The organism is Pseudomonas sp. RL_5y_Pfl2_69 (assembly GCF_963970465.1).
In the GTDB taxonomy this organism is placed as follows: domain Bacteria; phylum Pseudomonadota; class Gammaproteobacteria; order Pseudomonadales; family Pseudomonadaceae; genus Aquipseudomonas.
The window spans coordinates 70,491-87,050 of the sequence record NZ_CAXAOU010000002.1; the positions used below are offsets into that span (position 1 = coordinate 70,491).

At 58.1% G+C, this 16,560-nt stretch carries 13 protein-coding genes; 4 read left to right on the forward strand and 9 right to left on the reverse strand.

The window, feature by feature from the left end:
- Positions 1 to 128 precede the first annotated feature (128 nt).
- Both AACY07_RS03540 and AACY07_RS03545 read left to right on the forward strand, forming a co-directional pair.
- The gene (locus AACY07_RS03540) at positions 129 to 1,712 is read left to right on the forward strand and encodes a peptide chain release factor 3 (protein WP_019823908.1); all 1,584 of its coding nucleotides are present in this window, start codon (positions 129 to 131) and stop codon (positions 1,710 to 1,712) included.
- Positions 1,713 to 2,102: 390 nt separating this feature from the next.
- Positions 2,103 to 2,390 (forward strand): hypothetical protein, encoded by a 288-nt coding sequence (locus AACY07_RS03545; RefSeq protein ID WP_133078875.1) that lies wholly within the window; start codon positions 2,103 to 2,105, stop codon positions 2,388 to 2,390.
- Positions 2,391 to 2,433: 43 nt separating this feature from the next.
- Here the strand turns inward: AACY07_RS03545 and AACY07_RS03550 are convergent, their stop codons facing one another.
- From AACY07_RS03550 to AACY07_RS03590, 9 genes are all read right to left on the reverse strand, one after another.
- Complete coding sequence (locus AACY07_RS03550; RefSeq protein WP_219260936.1) at positions 2,434 to 3,408, reverse strand: peptide ABC transporter ATP-binding protein; 975 nt, start codon at positions 3,406 to 3,408, stop codon at positions 2,434 to 2,436.
- Positions 3,408 to 4,376, reverse strand: a complete 969-nt coding sequence (locus tag AACY07_RS03555) for an ABC transporter ATP-binding protein (protein WP_133078877.1) — start codon at positions 4,374 to 4,376, stop codon at positions 3,408 to 3,410. Before AACY07_RS03555 ends, AACY07_RS03550 begins: the two co-directional genes overlap by 1 nt.
- A 10-nt stretch (positions 4,377 to 4,386) precedes the next feature.
- Entirely contained in the window at positions 4,387 to 5,298 is a 912-nt protein-coding gene (locus AACY07_RS03560) for an ABC transporter permease subunit (RefSeq protein ID WP_133078878.1), read from the reverse strand.
- Positions 5,299 to 5,308: 10 nt separating this feature from the next.
- Positions 5,309 to 6,319 (reverse strand): ABC transporter permease subunit, encoded by a 1,011-nt coding sequence (locus tag AACY07_RS03565; protein ID WP_133078879.1) that lies wholly within the window; start codon positions 6,317 to 6,319, stop codon positions 5,309 to 5,311.
- A gap of 75 nt (positions 6,320 to 6,394) precedes the next feature.
- Positions 6,395 to 7,990, reverse strand: a complete 1,596-nt coding sequence (locus AACY07_RS03570; protein WP_338649176.1) for an ABC transporter substrate-binding protein — start codon at positions 7,988 to 7,990, stop codon at positions 6,395 to 6,397.
- 87 nt (positions 7,991 to 8,077) lie between these two features.
- Entirely contained in the window at positions 8,078 to 9,442 is a 1,365-nt protein-coding gene (locus AACY07_RS03575) for an OprD family porin (RefSeq protein ID WP_339473486.1), read from the reverse strand.
- Between the two features lie 313 nt (positions 9,443 to 9,755).
- Positions 9,756 to 11,354, reverse strand: a complete 1,599-nt coding sequence (locus tag AACY07_RS03580; protein ID WP_339473488.1) for an ABC transporter substrate-binding protein — start codon at positions 11,352 to 11,354, stop codon at positions 9,756 to 9,758.
- Positions 11,355 to 11,654: 300 nt separating this feature from the next.
- Positions 11,655 to 13,280, reverse strand: coding sequence for an ABC transporter substrate-binding protein (locus tag AACY07_RS03585; RefSeq protein ID WP_339473490.1), 1,626 nt, complete (start codon positions 13,278 to 13,280; stop codon positions 11,655 to 11,657).
- Positions 13,281 to 13,694: 414 nt separating this feature from the next.
- The gene (locus AACY07_RS03590; RefSeq protein ID WP_219260932.1) at positions 13,695 to 14,411 is read right to left on the reverse strand and encodes an SIMPL domain-containing protein; all 717 of its coding nucleotides are present in this window, start codon (positions 14,409 to 14,411) and stop codon (positions 13,695 to 13,697) included.
- Between the two features lie 328 nt (positions 14,412 to 14,739).
- On the opposite strand from AACY07_RS03590, the gene AACY07_RS03595 reads away from it, so the two are divergent.
- Positions 14,740 to 16,002: an ATP-binding protein gene (locus tag AACY07_RS03595; protein WP_133078885.1), complete on the forward strand. Its 1,263-nt coding sequence runs from the start codon at positions 14,740 to 14,742 to the stop codon at positions 16,000 to 16,002.
- On the forward strand, positions 15,995 to 16,555 hold the full coding sequence (locus AACY07_RS03600; protein WP_019823883.1) for a response regulator transcription factor: 561 nt from the start codon (positions 15,995 to 15,997) through the stop codon (positions 16,553 to 16,555). The genes AACY07_RS03595 and AACY07_RS03600 overlap by 8 nt, the downstream gene beginning before the upstream one ends.
- The last annotated feature ends 5 nt before the right edge of the window (positions 16,556 to 16,560 follow it).

Here is a 16,560-nt window from a genome sequence, read left to right on the forward strand (position 1 = left end):
AAGGTTCACATTATTTACGGCACATTGCCACCCTTGTCCGACGGGCAAGGGTACCAACGGTGGCTGTAGTGCCCGGTTTTAGGCTATAATCCGCGCCCTTTTTTGAATCAATCGTCAGGCGATTTCCCATGACCAACCAGGCCGCCGAAGTCGCGAAACGCCGCACTTTCGCTATTATTTCCCACCCCGATGCGGGTAAGACCACCATCACCGAAAAGCTCTTGCTGATGGGTAAGGCGATTGCTGTCGCCGGTACGGTGAAATCGCGAAAGTCCGACCGCCATGCCACCTCCGACTGGATGGAAATGGAGAAGCAACGGGGTATTTCGATTACCACGTCGGTCATGCAGTTCCCGTATCGCGACCACATGATCAACCTGCTCGACACCCCGGGCCACGAAGACTTCTCCGAAGACACCTATCGCACCCTGACCGCGGTCGACTCGGCCCTGATGGTGCTCGATGGCGGTAAGGGCGTAGAGCCACGGACCATCGCCCTGATGGACGTCTGCCGTCTGCGTGACACGCCCATCGTCAGCTTTATCAACAAACTCGACCGCGATATCCGCGACCCGATCGAGTTGCTGGACGAGATCGAGGCGGTCCTGAAAATCAAGGCGGCGCCGATCACCTGGCCGATTGGTTGCTACCGTGACTTCAAGGGTGTTTACCACCTGGCAGACGACTACATCATCGTCTACACCGCCGGTCACGGTCATGAGCGCACCGAAACCAAAATCATCGAAAAACTCGATTCCGATGAAGCCCGCGCCCACCTGGGTGACGAGTACCAGCGCTTCGTCGATCAACTGGAACTGGTTCAGGGCGCCTGCCATGAATTCAACCAGCAGGAGTTCCTCGATGGCCAGTTGACCCCGGTGTTCTTTGGTACTGCATTGGGCAACTTTGGTGTCGACCACGTGCTTGATGCCGTTGTGAACTGGGCGCCCAAGCCATTGGCCCGTGTTGCCAACGAGCGCACCGTTGAGCCTGTTGAAGAGAAATTCACCGGCTTCGTGTTCAAGATCCAGGCAAACATGGACCCAAAACACCGTGACCGTATCGCCTTTATGCGCATTTGCTCGGGCAAGTACGAAAAGGGCATGAAAATGCGTCACGTGCGTACCGGAAAGGACGTACGAATCGGCGACGCGCTGACTTTCTTCTCCTCGGAGCGTGAACAGCTCGAAGAGGCGTTTGCGGGCGACATCATCGGTTTGCATAACCACGGCACCATCCAGATCGGCGACACTTTTACCGAAGGCGAGAGCCTGAGCTTTACCGGTATCCCGCACTTCGCCCCGGAATTGTTCCGTCGCGTTCGTCTGCGCGATCCGCTCAAGTCCAAGCAACTGCGTCAGGGTCTGCAGCAACTGGCCGAAGAGGGCGCCACTCAGGTGTTCTTCCCGGAGCGCAGCAACGACATCATCCTGGGCGCAGTGGGTGTGTTGCAGTTCGATGTGGTCGCGAGCCGCTTGAAAGGCGAATACAAAGTGGAATGCTCCTACGAGCCGATCACCGTTTGGTCGGCACGCTGGATCGATTGCAGCGATAAGAAAAAGCTCGAAGAGTTCAAGATCAAGGCTGTGGAAAACCTGGCCATTGATGGCGGTGGTCACCTGACCTACCTGGCGCCGACGCGCGTAAACCTGGCGTTGATGGAAGAGCGCTGGCCGGATGTGAAGTTCCGCGCGACCCGTGAGCACCACTAAGGGCTCAGGCGTCTGGTTGAAAAAAAGCGAAGCCCTTGGGCTTCGCTTTTTTTTGGCCTGCGTCAGGTAGTGAATACACGGCCAGAAAAGTGTCTGTAGCAGTTGACGAGCAGTGCGAGGCTACGTCCGACGATGCAATCGTCGTAAATCCGGTAAGTACTATGCACCTGACACATCACTGCTGATTGGTTTTACGACTGCTACGCAGCCGGACGTAGCCTCGCGTTGCTCGTCAACGGCTACAAGGGGGAGAAGCCCCGCCACAAAGTATCGATTAACGCGGCTGCGTAACTCCGAATGGGTATATCGCAACCTGTGTGTTTCTGGAAAAGCTGAAGGGGGCGGACTAGGTTTAAAGGGTGTTTTTCCCACAACTGGATGGAAATCGCCATGAAGCTTTTTCAACGCATTGTGTTGTTGCTCAAAGTGCTGGTGTTGTTGTCGATGAGTGCTTCTGCAGCTTGGGCCAGTCATCCGGCCGGGTATTCGGCGACTGGCGTGCCGGGACCGACGGTTCATGCCATCTACAAATCGGACTCGGAGCCGGGTGATCAGGGGCAGGGCGGCAGTTCGGGGGATGACGACCAGACGGATGGTGACGGCGGCGCGGATGGCGGTGGCAGCGGTGATAACGGCGATGACGGTGAAGAGGGCGACGAAGGCGATAGCCAGACGTAGTTTCTGAACGGTGGGAGCGAGCAAGCCCGCTCCCACATAAGCGTCAGTCAGTTAGAAACTGCTCCGCGTGATGGCAGGCAACCTGGCGGTTATCGAGCAGACGCAAGATGGGTTCGTCAGTGCTGCACACGTCAGTGGCATACGGGCAGCGCTTGTGGAAGGCGCAGCCTGATGGCGGGTTCAGCGGGTTGGGCAACTCGCCCACGATCTTGATTTTAGGCTTGAGCGGGTCCGGGTGGATGGTGGGTGTCGCCGACAGCAACGCCTGGGTGTAGGGGTGCAGCGGTCGGGTATAGATCTCTTCCTTGGGGCCCATTTCTACCGGGCGGCCCAGGTACATCACCAATACCGTGTCGGCCACATGCCGCACCACCGCCAGGTTGTGGGAAATAAACACGTAGGCGGTGTTGAATTCCTGCTGCAGATCCATGAACAGGTTGAGTACCTGCGCCTGAATCGATACGTCCAGCGCGGAAGTCGGTTCGTCCGCCACCAGCACTTTGGGTTGCAGCATCATGGCCCGTGCCAGGGCAATTCGCTGGCGCTGGCCGCCCGAGAACATGTGCGGGTAGCGATGGTAATGCTCAGGTCGCAGACCCACCTGTTTCATCATGGCCTGGACTTTTTCGCGGCGTTCGCTGGCGCTCAGTGTGGTGTTGATCAGCAGCGGCTCAGCCAGTTGATCACCCACTTTCTGCCGCGGGTTGAGCGAGGCGTAAGGGCTCTGGAACACCATCTGCACGTCTTTGCGCAGTTGCTTGCGCTCGGCCTTGTTGGCCCCCGTGACTTCTTGGCCGGCAATTTTCAATGAACCGGAGGATGGCTCTTCGATCAGGGTCAGGGCGCGGGCCAGGGTGGACTTGCCACAACCTGATTCGCCCACCACGGCCAGGGTTTTGCCCGCTTCAAGTTCAAACGATACGCCGTTGAGTGCGCGCACCAGCGCATGGCCTTTGAACAGGCCACGGGATACTTCGTAGTGACGGGTTAGGTCACGGGCGGTCAGAACAACAGTCATTACGCCACCTCCTGATTCAAGGGGAAGAAGCAGCGCACCTGACTGTGAGCCTTTTGCTCCAGCTCAGGACGTTGTTGACGGCATTGTTCTTGTACGTAGGGGCAGCGTGGCGACAACAGGCAGCCTTTCGGGCGGTCGTAACGCCCCGGCACGATGCCGGGCAAGGTGGCCAGGCGGGCGGCGCCCATGCTGTGTTCAGGGATCGCGGCCAGCAGGGCTTCGCTGTAGGGGTGCGCCGGCACGTCAAACAGCCCTGGCACGTTGCCGACCTCTACCGCTTGGCCGGCGTACATGACGCATACGCGCTGGGCCGTTTCGGCGACCACGGCCAGGTCGTGAGTGATCAGTACCAGTCCCATGTTTTGTTCGCGCTGCAGGTTGAGCAGCAGGTCCATGATCTGGGCCTGGATGGTCACATCCAGTGCAGTGGTCGGTTCGTCAGCGATCAGCAGTTTGGGTTCGCCGGCAATCGCCATGGCAATGGCCACGCGTTGGCTCATGCCTCCTGACAATTGGTGCGGATAGGCGTCCATGCGGCTGGCGGCGCCAGGGATTTCGACTTTTTCCAGCAGTTCGATGGCCCGTTTGCGTGCTTCTTTTTTCGACATCTTCAGGTGCAGACGCAGCACTTCCTCAATCTGGAAACCCACGGTGTAGCTGGGGTTCAGCGCGGTCATCGGGTCCTGGAAGACCATCGCCATGTCTTTGCCGACGATCTGGCGGCGTTGACGGGCGCTGAGGGTCAGCATGTTCTTGCCGTCGAAGTTCAGCGCATCGGCGGTCACGATACCGGGATGCTCGATCAGGCCCATCAGCGCCATCATGGTGACCGATTTACCGGACCCCGATTCGCCAACAATGGCCAGGACTTCGCCTTTATCCACAGACAGACTCAGGCCATCGACGACCGGCACGGCCGTCGCGTCGCCAAAGCGGACGTTGAGATTCTTGATTTCTAACAGTGACATTGGAATCTCCTCAGGCGGCGTTCTTGAGTTTCGGGTCCAGCGCATCGCGCAGGCCGTCGCCCATCAGGTTGATTGCCAGCACGCTGAGCAAAATGGTCAGGCCGGGCAGGCTCACGACCCACCAGGCACGTTCGATGTAGTCACGGGCCGAAGCCAGCATGGTGCCCCACTCAGGGGTTGGCGGTTGTACGCCAAGGCCCAGGAAGCCCAGTGCAGCGGCGTCGAGAATCGCCGAGGAAAAGCTCAAGGTGGCCTGAACGATCAGTGGTGCCATGCAGTTGGGCAGCACGGTGATGAACATCAGGCGCGGCAAGCTGGCGCCCGCCAGGCGGGCAGCGGTCACGTAGTCGCGGTTCAGTTCGCCCATGACGGCGGCACGGGTCAGTCGCACATAGGACGGCAACGAAACCACAGCAATGGCGATGACGGTGTTGATCAGGCCAGGGCCGAGGATGGCAACAATCGCCACCGCCAGCAGCAGGGACGGCAGGGCCAGCATGATGTCCATCAGACGCATGATGCCCGGGCCGAGCAGGCGCGGGAAAAACCCGGCAAACAGGCCCAGGATCACGCCCGGAATCAGGGAGATGACCACGGACGACAAACCGATCAGCAGCGACAGGCGCGAACCTTCGATCAGGCGTGACAGCAAGTCACGGCCCAGCTCGTCGGTACCGAGCAGGAACTGCCACTGGCCGCCTTCAAGCCAGACCGGCGGGGTCAGCAGGAAGTCACGGTATTGCTCGCTCGGATTGTGGGGGGCAACCCACGGGGCAAAGATCGCGCAGAACACGATGATGATCATGAAGATCAGGCCCGCAACGGCGCCCTTGTTTCTGGAGAAGGCATGCCAGAATTCTTTGTAGGGCGATGGATAAAGCAGGCTTTGATCCAGTTCGGTGGTGCTTGGAGTAGTGCTCATGGTCAGGATCTCAGCGCTGGTGACGGATGCGTGGGTTGGCAAAGCCGTAGAGGATGTCGACTACGAAGTTGACCAGAATCACCAGGCAGGCGATTAGCAGGATGCCGTTTTGCACCACGGGATAGTCCCGGGCACCGATGGCTTCGATCAGCCATTTACCGATACCGGGCCACGAGAAGATGGTTTCGGTCAGTACGGCACCGGCCAGCAGGGTGCCGACTTGCAGGCCCACCACGGTCAATACCGGGATCAGGGCGTTGCGCAGGCCGTGCACGAACACCACGCGAGCCGGGGACAGGCCTTTGGCGCGGGCGGTGCGGATGTAGTCTTCGCGCAGCACTTCGAGCATCGATGAACGGGTCATCCGCGCGATCACGGCCAGCGGGATGGTGCCCAGCACAATGGCCGGCAGAATCAAGTGGTGCAGCGCGTCCCAGAAGGCTTCGGGCTGGTCGCTGAGCAGGGTGTCGATCAGCATGAAACCGGTTTTTGGCTCGATGTCGTACAAAAGATCGATACGCCCGGACACCGGGGTCCAGCCCAGGCCTACGGAGAAGAACATGATCAGGATCAGGCCCCACCAGAAGATCGGCATCGAGTAACCCGCCAGGGAGATCCCCATCACCCCGTGGTCAAACAATGACCCTCGCTTGAGTGCCGCGATAACCCCGGCCAGCAACCCAAGGACACCCGCGAACAACAACGCGGCGGTGGCCAGTTCCAGGGTGGCGGGGAACAGCGCGGAAAACTCGGTCCACACGCTTTCGCGGGTGCGCAATGACTCGCCAAGATCACCATGGGCGAGCTTGGTGACGTAGTCGATGTACTGCTCATGCAGTGGTTTGTTCAGACCCAGACGCTCCATGGCCTGGGCGTGCATTTCAGGGTCTACCCGACGCTCACCCATCATGACTTCGACCGGATCACCCGGGATCATGCGAATGAGGGCAAAGGTCAGCAGGGTGATGCCGAAGAAGGTGGGTATCAACAACCCTATTCGGCGGGCAATAAAACTAAACATCGTGTGGTGTTCCTTATCAGCCGGTTAGGCAGGTCCGCCAGGGTTCAGGTAGATCCTGGCGGGTTTTTTATTGTTCTACTTCACCTGGGTGGTGGCGAAGTTGTTGTTGGTCAGGGGGCTCAGGGTATAGCCCTCGACATTTTTGCGCATCGCAGTAAACAGCATAGGATGGGTTACGTTTATCCAGGGTTGATCCTGATTAAAAATCACCTGTGCCTGTTGATAGAGTTCTGCGCGTTGCGAGGGTTCAGTGATGCTGCGGGCCTTGGTGATCAGGGCTTCGAAATCCTCGTTGCACCAGCGTGAGTAGTTCTCGCCGTTTTTGGCGGCCTCGCAGCTGAGCAACGGGGTCAGGAAATTGTCCGGGTCGCCGTTGTCGCCGCCCCAGCCGGTCGAGACCAGATCATGTTCGCCATTTTTGGCGCGCTTGAGCATTTCGCCCCATTCCATGACCCGGATATCCAGTTTCAGACCGATCTTTGCCAGGTCGGACTGTAACAACTGCGCGCCCAGCATCGGGTTGGGATTGGTCGGGCCGCCACCGTTACGGGTGAACAGGGTCAGCACCGTGCCCTCGGGCACGCCCGCTTCCTTGAGCAGTGCGCGAGCCTTGTCCAGGTCCCGGGGCGGGCTTTGAATAGTGGTGTTGTAGCCCAGCATGGTGGGCGGGTACGGGTTGATCGCAATCAGTGCATTGCCTTCGCCGTGCACGGTGTTGAGGTACGTTTGCTTGTCGAAGGCCATGTCGATGGCTTTGCGCACGCGCACATCGTTCAGGTACTTGTGGCTGGAGTTCATGGCGATGTAGCTGGTCATCAGGGCTGCCAGTTCATCGACCTTGAGGTTAGGGTCTTTGCGGATGTTTTTGACGTCATCGGGCTTGGGGTACAACGCGATCTGGCATTCGTTGGCCTTGAGTTTTTGCAGGCGCACGTTGTTGTCGGTGGTGATGGCGAAGATCAGGGCATCACTCGGTGGCTTGCCGCGAAAGTACTCCGGATTGGCCTTGAAGCGTACCTGGGCATCTTTGTTGTAGCGCACGAAAATAAACGGGCCGGTGCCGATGGGCTTGGTGTTCAGGTCGGCGGTTTTGCCGGACTTGAGCAACTGGTCGGCGTACTCAGCGGAATAGATGGACATAAAGGGCATTGCCACGTCGCGCAGGAACGGTGCTTCAGGGTGGTTGAGGGTAACTTTTACCGTCAGGTCGTCAATTTTCTCGACGCTTTTGAGCAGGTCCTTGAAGCCCATGCTTTCAAAGTAGGGGTAACCGACCAACGAGAGTTTGTGCCACGGGTGGTTCGGGTCCAGCTGGCGCTGGAAACTCCAGACCACGTCGTCGGCGTTGAGGGTTCGGGTCGGTTTGAAATAGTCGGTGGTGTGAAACTTGACGCCGGGGCGCAGGTGAAACGTGTATTCAAGCCCGTCCGGGCTGATGTCCCAGCGTTCGGCCAGGGCAGGTTCCACATCCGTGGTGCCGGGTGCAAAGTCGGCCAGGCGGTTGAGGATGGTTTCAGCCGACGCATCGGCGGAAACGGCGGTGGTGAATTGGACGATGTCGAACCCTTCAGGGCTGGCTTCGGTGCAGACCACCAGATTTTTGGCCGAAACACTGACTGCTGTACTCAGCAGTGCCACAGCGATGGCGGTGCGTAGCGGGAGTCTTTTCATGGCAATCATCTCCAATGGGTTGTACCTGCGTAACGACTACGGCTGATTCATGGAATCAGCCGTAGTCGTGATGTGTAAAAGGTGTGTTTACAGAATGTTGAACGGAATGGTGGTGACCACGCGGAACTCGTTGATGTTGCCGTCAGACTGATTTTTGCTGGCGCGGTGCGTGGTGTACGTGGCGCGAATCGCAGTGGCTTTGAGTGGGCCACTCTGGATTGCATAGGACGTGCCAACGCTGTACTCGTAATGGGTTTCGCCGTCCATGTTCTTCACGTCGTAGGCGGTGCCCGTGTACTTGGTGCCGTCAATGTCCCAACCGCGAGCGTGGTAGGCGTTGAACTTCAGGCCCGGAATCCCGTACTGCGCCATGTTGATGCTGTAGGCCAGTTGCAGGGACTTCTCGTTCGGGCCGTTGAAGTCCGAGAGCAGGGAGTTGGCCAGGTAAATGCCGTTGGTTTCGTGCAGGTAGTCGAAGTACTCGTCGCCGCTGACTTGCTGATACGACAGTGTCAGGGTGTGAGCCAGGTGGCTCAGGCCGAAGGCCAGGCTGAAGGTGTCGTTGTTGATATTGCCCAGGGCCTTGCTGCCGGTGTCGAGGGTCTTGTAGTAGTTGAAGTTGGTGTTCAGGCCCAGGGTGGCGTTGTCGCCCATGTCGTGTACTGCACCGAAGTAGTACTGGTTCCAGAAGTCTTCAACATGGGTGGCGTACAGCGTGGTCTTCAGGTTTTTGAGCGGCTGGTAGTTGAGGCCGGCAACGCTGGCGCGGTCAGTCTCCGCCCCGGTTGCGCCGTATTCGCTGCGAAACTTGCTCAGACTGGCTTCGGTACGCGGGGACACGCGGTCAAAGGAGCCGGCATCGAAGGACAGGTTGTTGAACTCTTCGCTGTGCAAACCCACCCCTTGAAAGCTTGAGGGCAGTGCACGGTTACCGATCACATCGATGGTCGGGCTGCTGAAGTTCTGTCGGCCTACGGTCAGCGTGGTGTTGGAGATGCGGGCGCTAAGATTGGCCAGGCCCAGCTTGCTCCACTGGCCAACGGCATCGCCATCGCTGTGGGTCAGGGTCCGGTTGTTTGGCCCGGCAATGTCCTTGGCGTCGCGGTCCAGTGCTACCGCGTTGTAAGCGGCCACTTGGGTGCTAAAACCGACGGTGCCTTCTGTGAAGCCCGAGGTGTAGTTGAGGATCGTGCCCTGTACCCAGTTGATCCGGCGCGGGGTGGATTCACGGGTGCCGTGGTTGTTGTAGCTGAAGCGATCATCGCGACGCTTGAGCTCATTGGCGTACCAGTTGCGGGTGGTGCCGCCCAGGGTCTGATCTTCGAGAAAGCCCTTGGTCTCGCTTTGAGCACTGGTGGCTTTCAATTCGGTGGGCATGAATTCATCGGCATTGGCCATCGCGGTGAGGCTGCTGATGGACAAGGCTAACAACGCGCTGCTGGTAAGTTTCATGGTTGAGGCTCCTCTTTGGTTTCTTTTTTATTGCCGGTCTTTATTTGTTCTGACTCGGCTGTTGTGAAACGTTTTAAAGCGTTGCAAACGTTTGCCTGCTACCCGATAGGCGAAGTTTCAGCGGACCACCTGAAAAGTGGCCTGCTGATACCGCACTGTTGTTCGCTGAAGCGACTTCTGCCTCTATGGGAGCGGGCTTGCTCGTGATGGTCGTTACGATGACGCGTATTTACTGAGTAAATGCGGCGCTCTGAAGACCATCGTGGGCAAGCCCGCTCCCACCTTTGAGCAGCGTTACTGCTGTCGGGGGGAGTTAGTCCTTGAGGCTGACGCCTGAGAACGCGTTACGCCCAAAGGGACTGACCTGGAAACCTTCGACCTTGACACTTAGCGGCTGGTTGACCGTGGAGTGCGCAATGGGAGTGATCGGCACCTGTTGCTTGAGCAACTGCTGGGCCTGTTTGTAGAGCACCGTACGCTGGTCGCGATCGGTGATGACCTTGGCGTTCTTGACCAGCGTGTCGTACTCCTTGTTGCACCACATGGAGTAGTTGTTGCCGCCGATCGCGTCGCAGCTGTACAGCGTGCCGAGCCAGTTGTCCGGGTCACCGTTGTCGCCCGTCCAGCCAATCAGGCTGATGTCATGCTCGCCGTTCTTGGTGCGCTTGATGTACTCGCCCCATTCATAGCTGACGATCTTGACCTTGAGCCCGATTTTGGCCCAGTCCGACTGGAGCATTTCGGCCATGAGCTTGGCGTTCGGGTTGTAAGGGCGCTGTACGGGCATGGCCCACAGGGTGATTTCAGTGCCGTCCTTGACCCCGGCTGCCTTGAGCAGTTCTTTGGCTTTTTCGGGATTGTAGGGGGCGTCGGTGATGGTCTCGTCGTAGGACCACTGCGTTGGCGGCATGGCGTTGACCGCTTTCTGGCCAGCGCCCTGGTACACGGCCTTGAGGATCTCGTCCTTGTTGACGGCCATGTCCAGTGCCTGACGCACCTCTAGCTGATCGAACGGTTTGTGCTGGACGTTGTAGGCAATGTAGCCAAGGTTGAAACCGGGCTTTTCGATGACCTGCAATTTCGGGTCGGCCTTGAGGCCGGCAACGTCGGCAGGACGCGGGTTCAGTGAGACCTGGCACTCGTTTTTACGCAGCTTTTGCATGCGCGCCGAGGCGTCGACGCTGATCGAGAAGATCAGGTTGTCGAGCTTGACCTGGCTTGGGTTCCAGTAGTCCTTGTTGGCGGCGTAACGGATGTTGGAGTCTTTTTGATAGCGCTGGAACACGTACGGACCGGTGCCGACGGGTTTCTGGTTGATATCGCTGGGCTTGCCGGTCTTGAGCAACTGGTCGGCGTACTCGGCCGACAGGATGGCGGCGAAGCTCATGGCCAGGTTTTGAATAAAGGCGGCGTCGACCGAGTTGAGTTTCATGACCACGGTCTGCGGGTCGGTTTTTTCGACGCTGGCGATGTTCTTGTCCAGGCTCATCCCGGTGAAATACGGGAATTCGGTCGGGTAGGCCTTACGGAACGGGTGGTCGGGGTTGAGCATGCGGTTGAAAGTGAAGAGCACGTCATCGGCGTTGAAGTTGCGGGTCGGGGTGAACCACTTGGTGGTGTGGAACTTCACATCGTCGCGCAGGTGGAACGTCCAGGTCAGACCGTCTTCAGACACATCCCAGCTTTTTGCCAGGGCCGGGCCTGCGGCGGTGCCGCCTTTTTCGAATTCGGCGAGGCGGTTGTAGATGGGTTCGGCCGCGTCGTTATCGGTAGCGGTGGTGTACTGCGCGGTATCAAAGCCGGCCGGGCTGCCTTCAGAACAAAACACCAGGCTGTTGGCGGCGATTGCGATCGGGCTGCCGGCAAGTACGCCAGCACTGAGTAATACAGATAAAACCAGAGGGTTGCCCATGGCGTTCCCTATCCTTTTTCTTGTTTTTGAGTCCTGAGCGCGGCCCTGGATAAAGGCGTGCGGTTCAGGGCGTCGATTTCATCAGCTACGGTGCTTCACCCGGCGCAATAGACTGGCGGTGTGTCGACGTTATGACGTCGATACCCCCGCAGTAAATGCGTCAGGCCTGACAACCTTGTAGGAATTGTCTTAGCGTCCTATAGCCTCTGATGTAGTCAGAAGTGGCTTTAGGCTGTAGGTGATTTCCACCGTCCTGGTAGATAAGTGAATGCGGCCTTGTAGCCGCATTCACCGGTCCTTTTATTTGCCGACGCTGACCCCGTAGAAGGAGTTCAGGCCAAATGGGCTGATCTTGAAGTCCTCTACGTTCTTGCGCATGGGTTGATACACCGTCGAGTGTGCGATGGGTGTCATCGGAACCTGGCTTTTGAGTCGTTGCTGCGCCTGTTGATACAGTTTTGTGCGCTCAGCAACATCGGTGGTGGCCTTGGCGGCCTTCACCAGCTTGTCGAACTCGGGGTCACACCACTTGGAGAAGTTGTTGCCTTCCAGTGAGTCGCAGCCAAACAGGGTGCCGAGCCAGTTGTCCGGGTCACCGTTGTCGCCGCTCCAGCCAATCAGCATCGCGCCGTTCTCACCGCCCTTGGAACGCTTGATGTACTCGCCCCATTCGTAGCTCATGATCTTGGCCTTGAGGCCGATCTTGCTCCAGTCCGACTGGAGCATTTCAGCCATCAGCTTGGCATTGGGGTTGTACGGGCGTTGAACCGGCATGGCCCACAGGGTGACTTCGGTGCCTTCCTTGATCCCTGCTTCCTTGAGCAGTTCCTTGGCTTTTACCGGGTCGAACGGTGCGTCCTTGATGCTGGTGTCATAGGACCATTGGGTCGGCGGCATGGCGCCAACGGCCAGCTGGCCTGCGCCCTGATACACAGAGTCGATGATTTGCTGCTTGTTGACCGACATGTCCATTGCCTGACGGACCTTGAGCTGGGCCATCGGGTTGGGTTCGTTGCTGCCCTTGATCTTGTCCATCACGTTGTAGGCGATGTAACCCAGGTTGAAGCCTGCCTGGTGGGGCATCTTCAGGTTCGGGTCTTCGCCAAGGGCCTTGAGGTCAGCCGGGCGCGGGAAGAGGGTGACCTGGCACTCGTTCTTCTTGAGCTTCTGGATGCGCACCGACGGGTCGGTGGTGATGGCGAAGATCAGGTTGTCGATCTTGACGTCTTCAGGTTTCCAGTAGTCCTTGTTGCCGGTGTAACGGATGTTCGAGTCTTTCTGGTAGCTCTTGAATACAAACGGTCCGGTGCCAATCGGCTTCTGGTTGATATCGGCAGGCTTGCCTTCCTTGAGCAGCTTGTCGGCGTACTCGGCGGACTGGATGGAAGCGAAGCTCATGGCCAGGTTCTGGATAAACGCGGCATCGACCGTGTTCAGAGTGAAGCGAACGGTCTTGTCATCGATCTTTTCCACCTTGGCGATGTTTTTATCCATGCCCATGTCGGTGAAATAAGGGAATTCGGTGGGGTAGGCCTTACGGAACGGCTGGTTGATGTCGAGCATGCGGTTGAACGTGAAGAGCACGTCGTCGGCATTGAAGTCGCGGGTTGGCTTGAAGTACGGCGTGGTGTGGAACTTGACGCCATCACGCAGATGGAAGGTCCACGTCAGGTTGTCGGGCGAGACATCCCAGCTGGTTGCCAGGCCCGGCTCTACCTTGGTGCCGCCACGTTCAAACTGGCTCAGGCGGTTGAACATGGTTTCGGCCGACGCATCGAAGTCAGTACCGGTGGTGTACTGGCCCGGGTCAAAACCCGCCGGGCTGCCTTCAGAACAGAACACCAGGTTGGTCGCTGCGTGGGCGAAAGGTGCGCTTGCCAGCAGGCTCGCGCCTACTAAAAACGGAATGACCGCGTGTTTGAACATGGTGGCCTCATGATTTTTGTCATTTTTGGTTTGAGGGCGACCTTATGAGTCGACCCGGCGATACTTATGCACAGCCCATACCCATTGCAATATGTGTAAGCGGCTGAAGACTGAAAATGTGGAACGATCGTACAAGAATGTCGCTTATCTATAAGTTATGACGCATTTGATCGTTTGCGTCGGGATTTTTGACTCATTTGCTTACGTGTTTTGGAAAGTTAAAGGACCTGCACGCACTGTTTTGGTACGGCGTTGTTACTTATCTAGACTCTCGCGTTGGAAAGATGTAAGTCGGTGCTGACAGCGTCTGTAGGCTTTTGCTTTTTAATACTAGGACGGTCTGTAGGTATTTTCCTGAGGGCAAAAAAAACCCCTGAAGCTTCAAGGCTTCAGGGGTTTGTAGGACGTAAAGGCTTACTGCATCTGAACTTCAATCACGCCATCGGCGCTCATGCTGACTTCGCTGGTGCCGGCCTCGACTTCCGGCGTCGGTGCAGAGTCCATTGCCGGCGCGGCGGCTTTCATCATCATTTCGCTGCGCATGTAAGGCTGCGGGTAGCCATTGGTGTTGAGGTTCAGGTTAACAATTTTGTAGCCCTTGCCGCCCAGTGCGTCGGTGGCCAGTTGAGCGCGGGCCTTGAATGCGTTGACGGCATCCTTGAGCAGCGCGTCTTCGCTGGTTTTACGGGTGGCACTGGCGACGGTGAATTGCATGCTGCCCATTTTCAGGGTTTGCATCAGATCCCCGGTAAGTTTGGACAGGGCGGCGAAATCGGTGCTTTCCAGTCGCAATTCGGCGCGCTCGCGCCAGCCGGTGATCTTCTGGGTTTTGTTGTCGTAAATCGGGTAGCTGTTGCGGTTGCCCTGGCGCAGGGTGACTTCCTTGACGGACTTGGCCTGGCCGATGGCCTTGTTCATCGAGGTGGTGATCTCTGCGGCCAGCTTGGCGGCATCGGTATTTTGCGCCTCGGTGTAGAGCGTCACGATCATCAAGTCGCGGGCTACTTCCTGGCTGGCCTCGGCACGCAGGGAAATCTGGTTGTAATGAATGTCGTCGGCCAGGGCTGGCAGGCTGGCCAGTGCACCGATGCTCAGGGTCAAAAGGGCCGCGGTGCGTTGAAAGTTGGACATGGAAGCTCCTTGAATGAGGACAATAATGGCTATATGACTCTAATCAGTGGCCATCAGTTCGCCCGATTACATTTTCGATACATTTGGCGGCTACTTCTGTGTCCACTGTGGGAGCGGGCTTGCTCGCGAAGCAGGCACCAGTGTCTGTCAGCCAGACCGCGTCGAAGCCATCGCGAGCAAGCCCGCTCCCACACAGTTTGCCCAGATGCAGGCCATTAGCCGCTTTTTCACAAAAAACACTGTGGCTCTTTGCCGCACTTTTGCCTGTGGGGCTGCCCGCTTGGTTATACTCTCGGCGATCCGCCTGGAGCGCTCATCAGGAGAGCTCATGCTCGCCCCCGTTCAGTTATTGTCCGCCACTCGCCAGAACCTGTGGCGTCTTACGTTTATCCGCATGTTGGTGCTGGCCGCGCAAGCGGGTTCAGTGGGCTTTGCCTATCTGTTCAATTTGCTGCCGCTGCCCTGGTTTCAGTTGAGCATCACCCTTGGATTTTCCATGCTGTTGTGTGCTTTTACCGCGATCCGGTTGCGCACAACCTGGCCGGTGACAGAGCTTGAGTACGCGCTGCAACTGGCCTGCGACCTGTTTATCCACAGCGCCTTGCTGTACTTCTCGGGTGGCTCGGCCAACCCTTTTGTTTCGTACTATCTGGTACCGCTGACCATCGCTGCGGTCACGCTGCCCTGGCGCTATTCGCTGGTATTGACCGGCATTGCGCTGGCGCTTTACACGCTGTTGTTGATGCAGTTCTACCCCATAGACACCGTGCCGTTTTTCCGCGAAAAACTGCAGATTTACGGGATGTGGCTGAGTTTTGCGCTGTCTGCGGCAGTGATTACCTTCTTCGCGGCCAAGATGGGCGAAGAGCTGCGCCGTCAGGAAGAACTGCGCGCCTTGCGTCGTGAGGAAGGCCTGCGTGACCAGCAGTTGCTGGCGGTGGCAACCCAGGCTGCCGGGGCGGCTCATGAGCTGGGTACACCGTTGTCGACCATGAGTGTGCTGCTTAAAGAGATGCGCCGCGATCACCAGGACCCTGAGTTGCAGGATGATCTGAGCGTGCTTCAGGATCAGGTCAAGCTGTGCAAGGAAACCCTGCAGCAATTGGTGCGTGCCGCCGAGGCCAATCGTCGCCTGGCGATTGAGGTCCAGGATGTCACCCAGTGGCTGGATGAGGCCCTGAACCGCTGGCACTTGATGCGCCCTGAAGCCACTTACCGCTTCCAGTGTCTGGGCCATGCACCGGTTCCGCGCCTGGCGCCGGCTCCGGATTTGACTCAGGCGCTGCTCAATCTGCTCAACAATGCAGCCGATGCCTGCCCTGAAGGGCTGGAAGTGACTGTCGACTGGGATGCAGTGGACCTGACGATCAGTATTCGTGACCACGGTCCGGGTGTACCGTTGGCCATCGCCGAGCAAATCGGCAAACCCTTTTTTACCACCAAGGGCAAAGGCTTCGGTCTGGGCCTATTCTTGAGTAAAGCCAGCGTGACCCGCGCTGGCGGCTCGGTAAAACTCTACAGTCATGAGGATGGCGGAACGCTCACTGAGCTGCGCCTGCCACGTGTCGCCCGAGGAAATGAAAATGAGTGAAGAAATTCAGGTCGAAGGCGAAGAACTGCCGCATTTGTTGTTGGTAGATGACGACGCCACCTTTACCCGTGTCATGGCTCGCGCCATGAGCCGTCGCGGTTTTCGCGTCAGCACGGCGGGTTCTGCCGAAGAAGGGCTGATCCTGGCTCAACAGGATCTGCCCGATTATGCGGCGCTGGATCTGAAAATGGACGGCGATTCTGGCCTGGTCCTGCTGCCCAAGCTGCTGGAACTCGACCCGGAGATGCGGGTGGTGATCCTCACCGGTTATTCCAGCATCGCCACCGCGGTCGAGGCGATCAAGCGCGGCGCCTGCAACTACCTGTGCAAACCTGCCGATGCCGATGACGTGCTCGCCGCCTTGCTGTCCCAGCATGCCGACCTCGAAACGCTGGTGCCGGACAACCCGATGTCGGTTGACCGCCTGCAGTGGGAGCACATCCAGCGCGTGCTGGGTGAGCATGAAGGCAATATCTCGGCCACAGCCCGTGCCTTGGGCATGCATCGCCGTACCTTGCAGCGTAAATTGCAGAAGCGTCCGGTGCGACGCTGAACGGG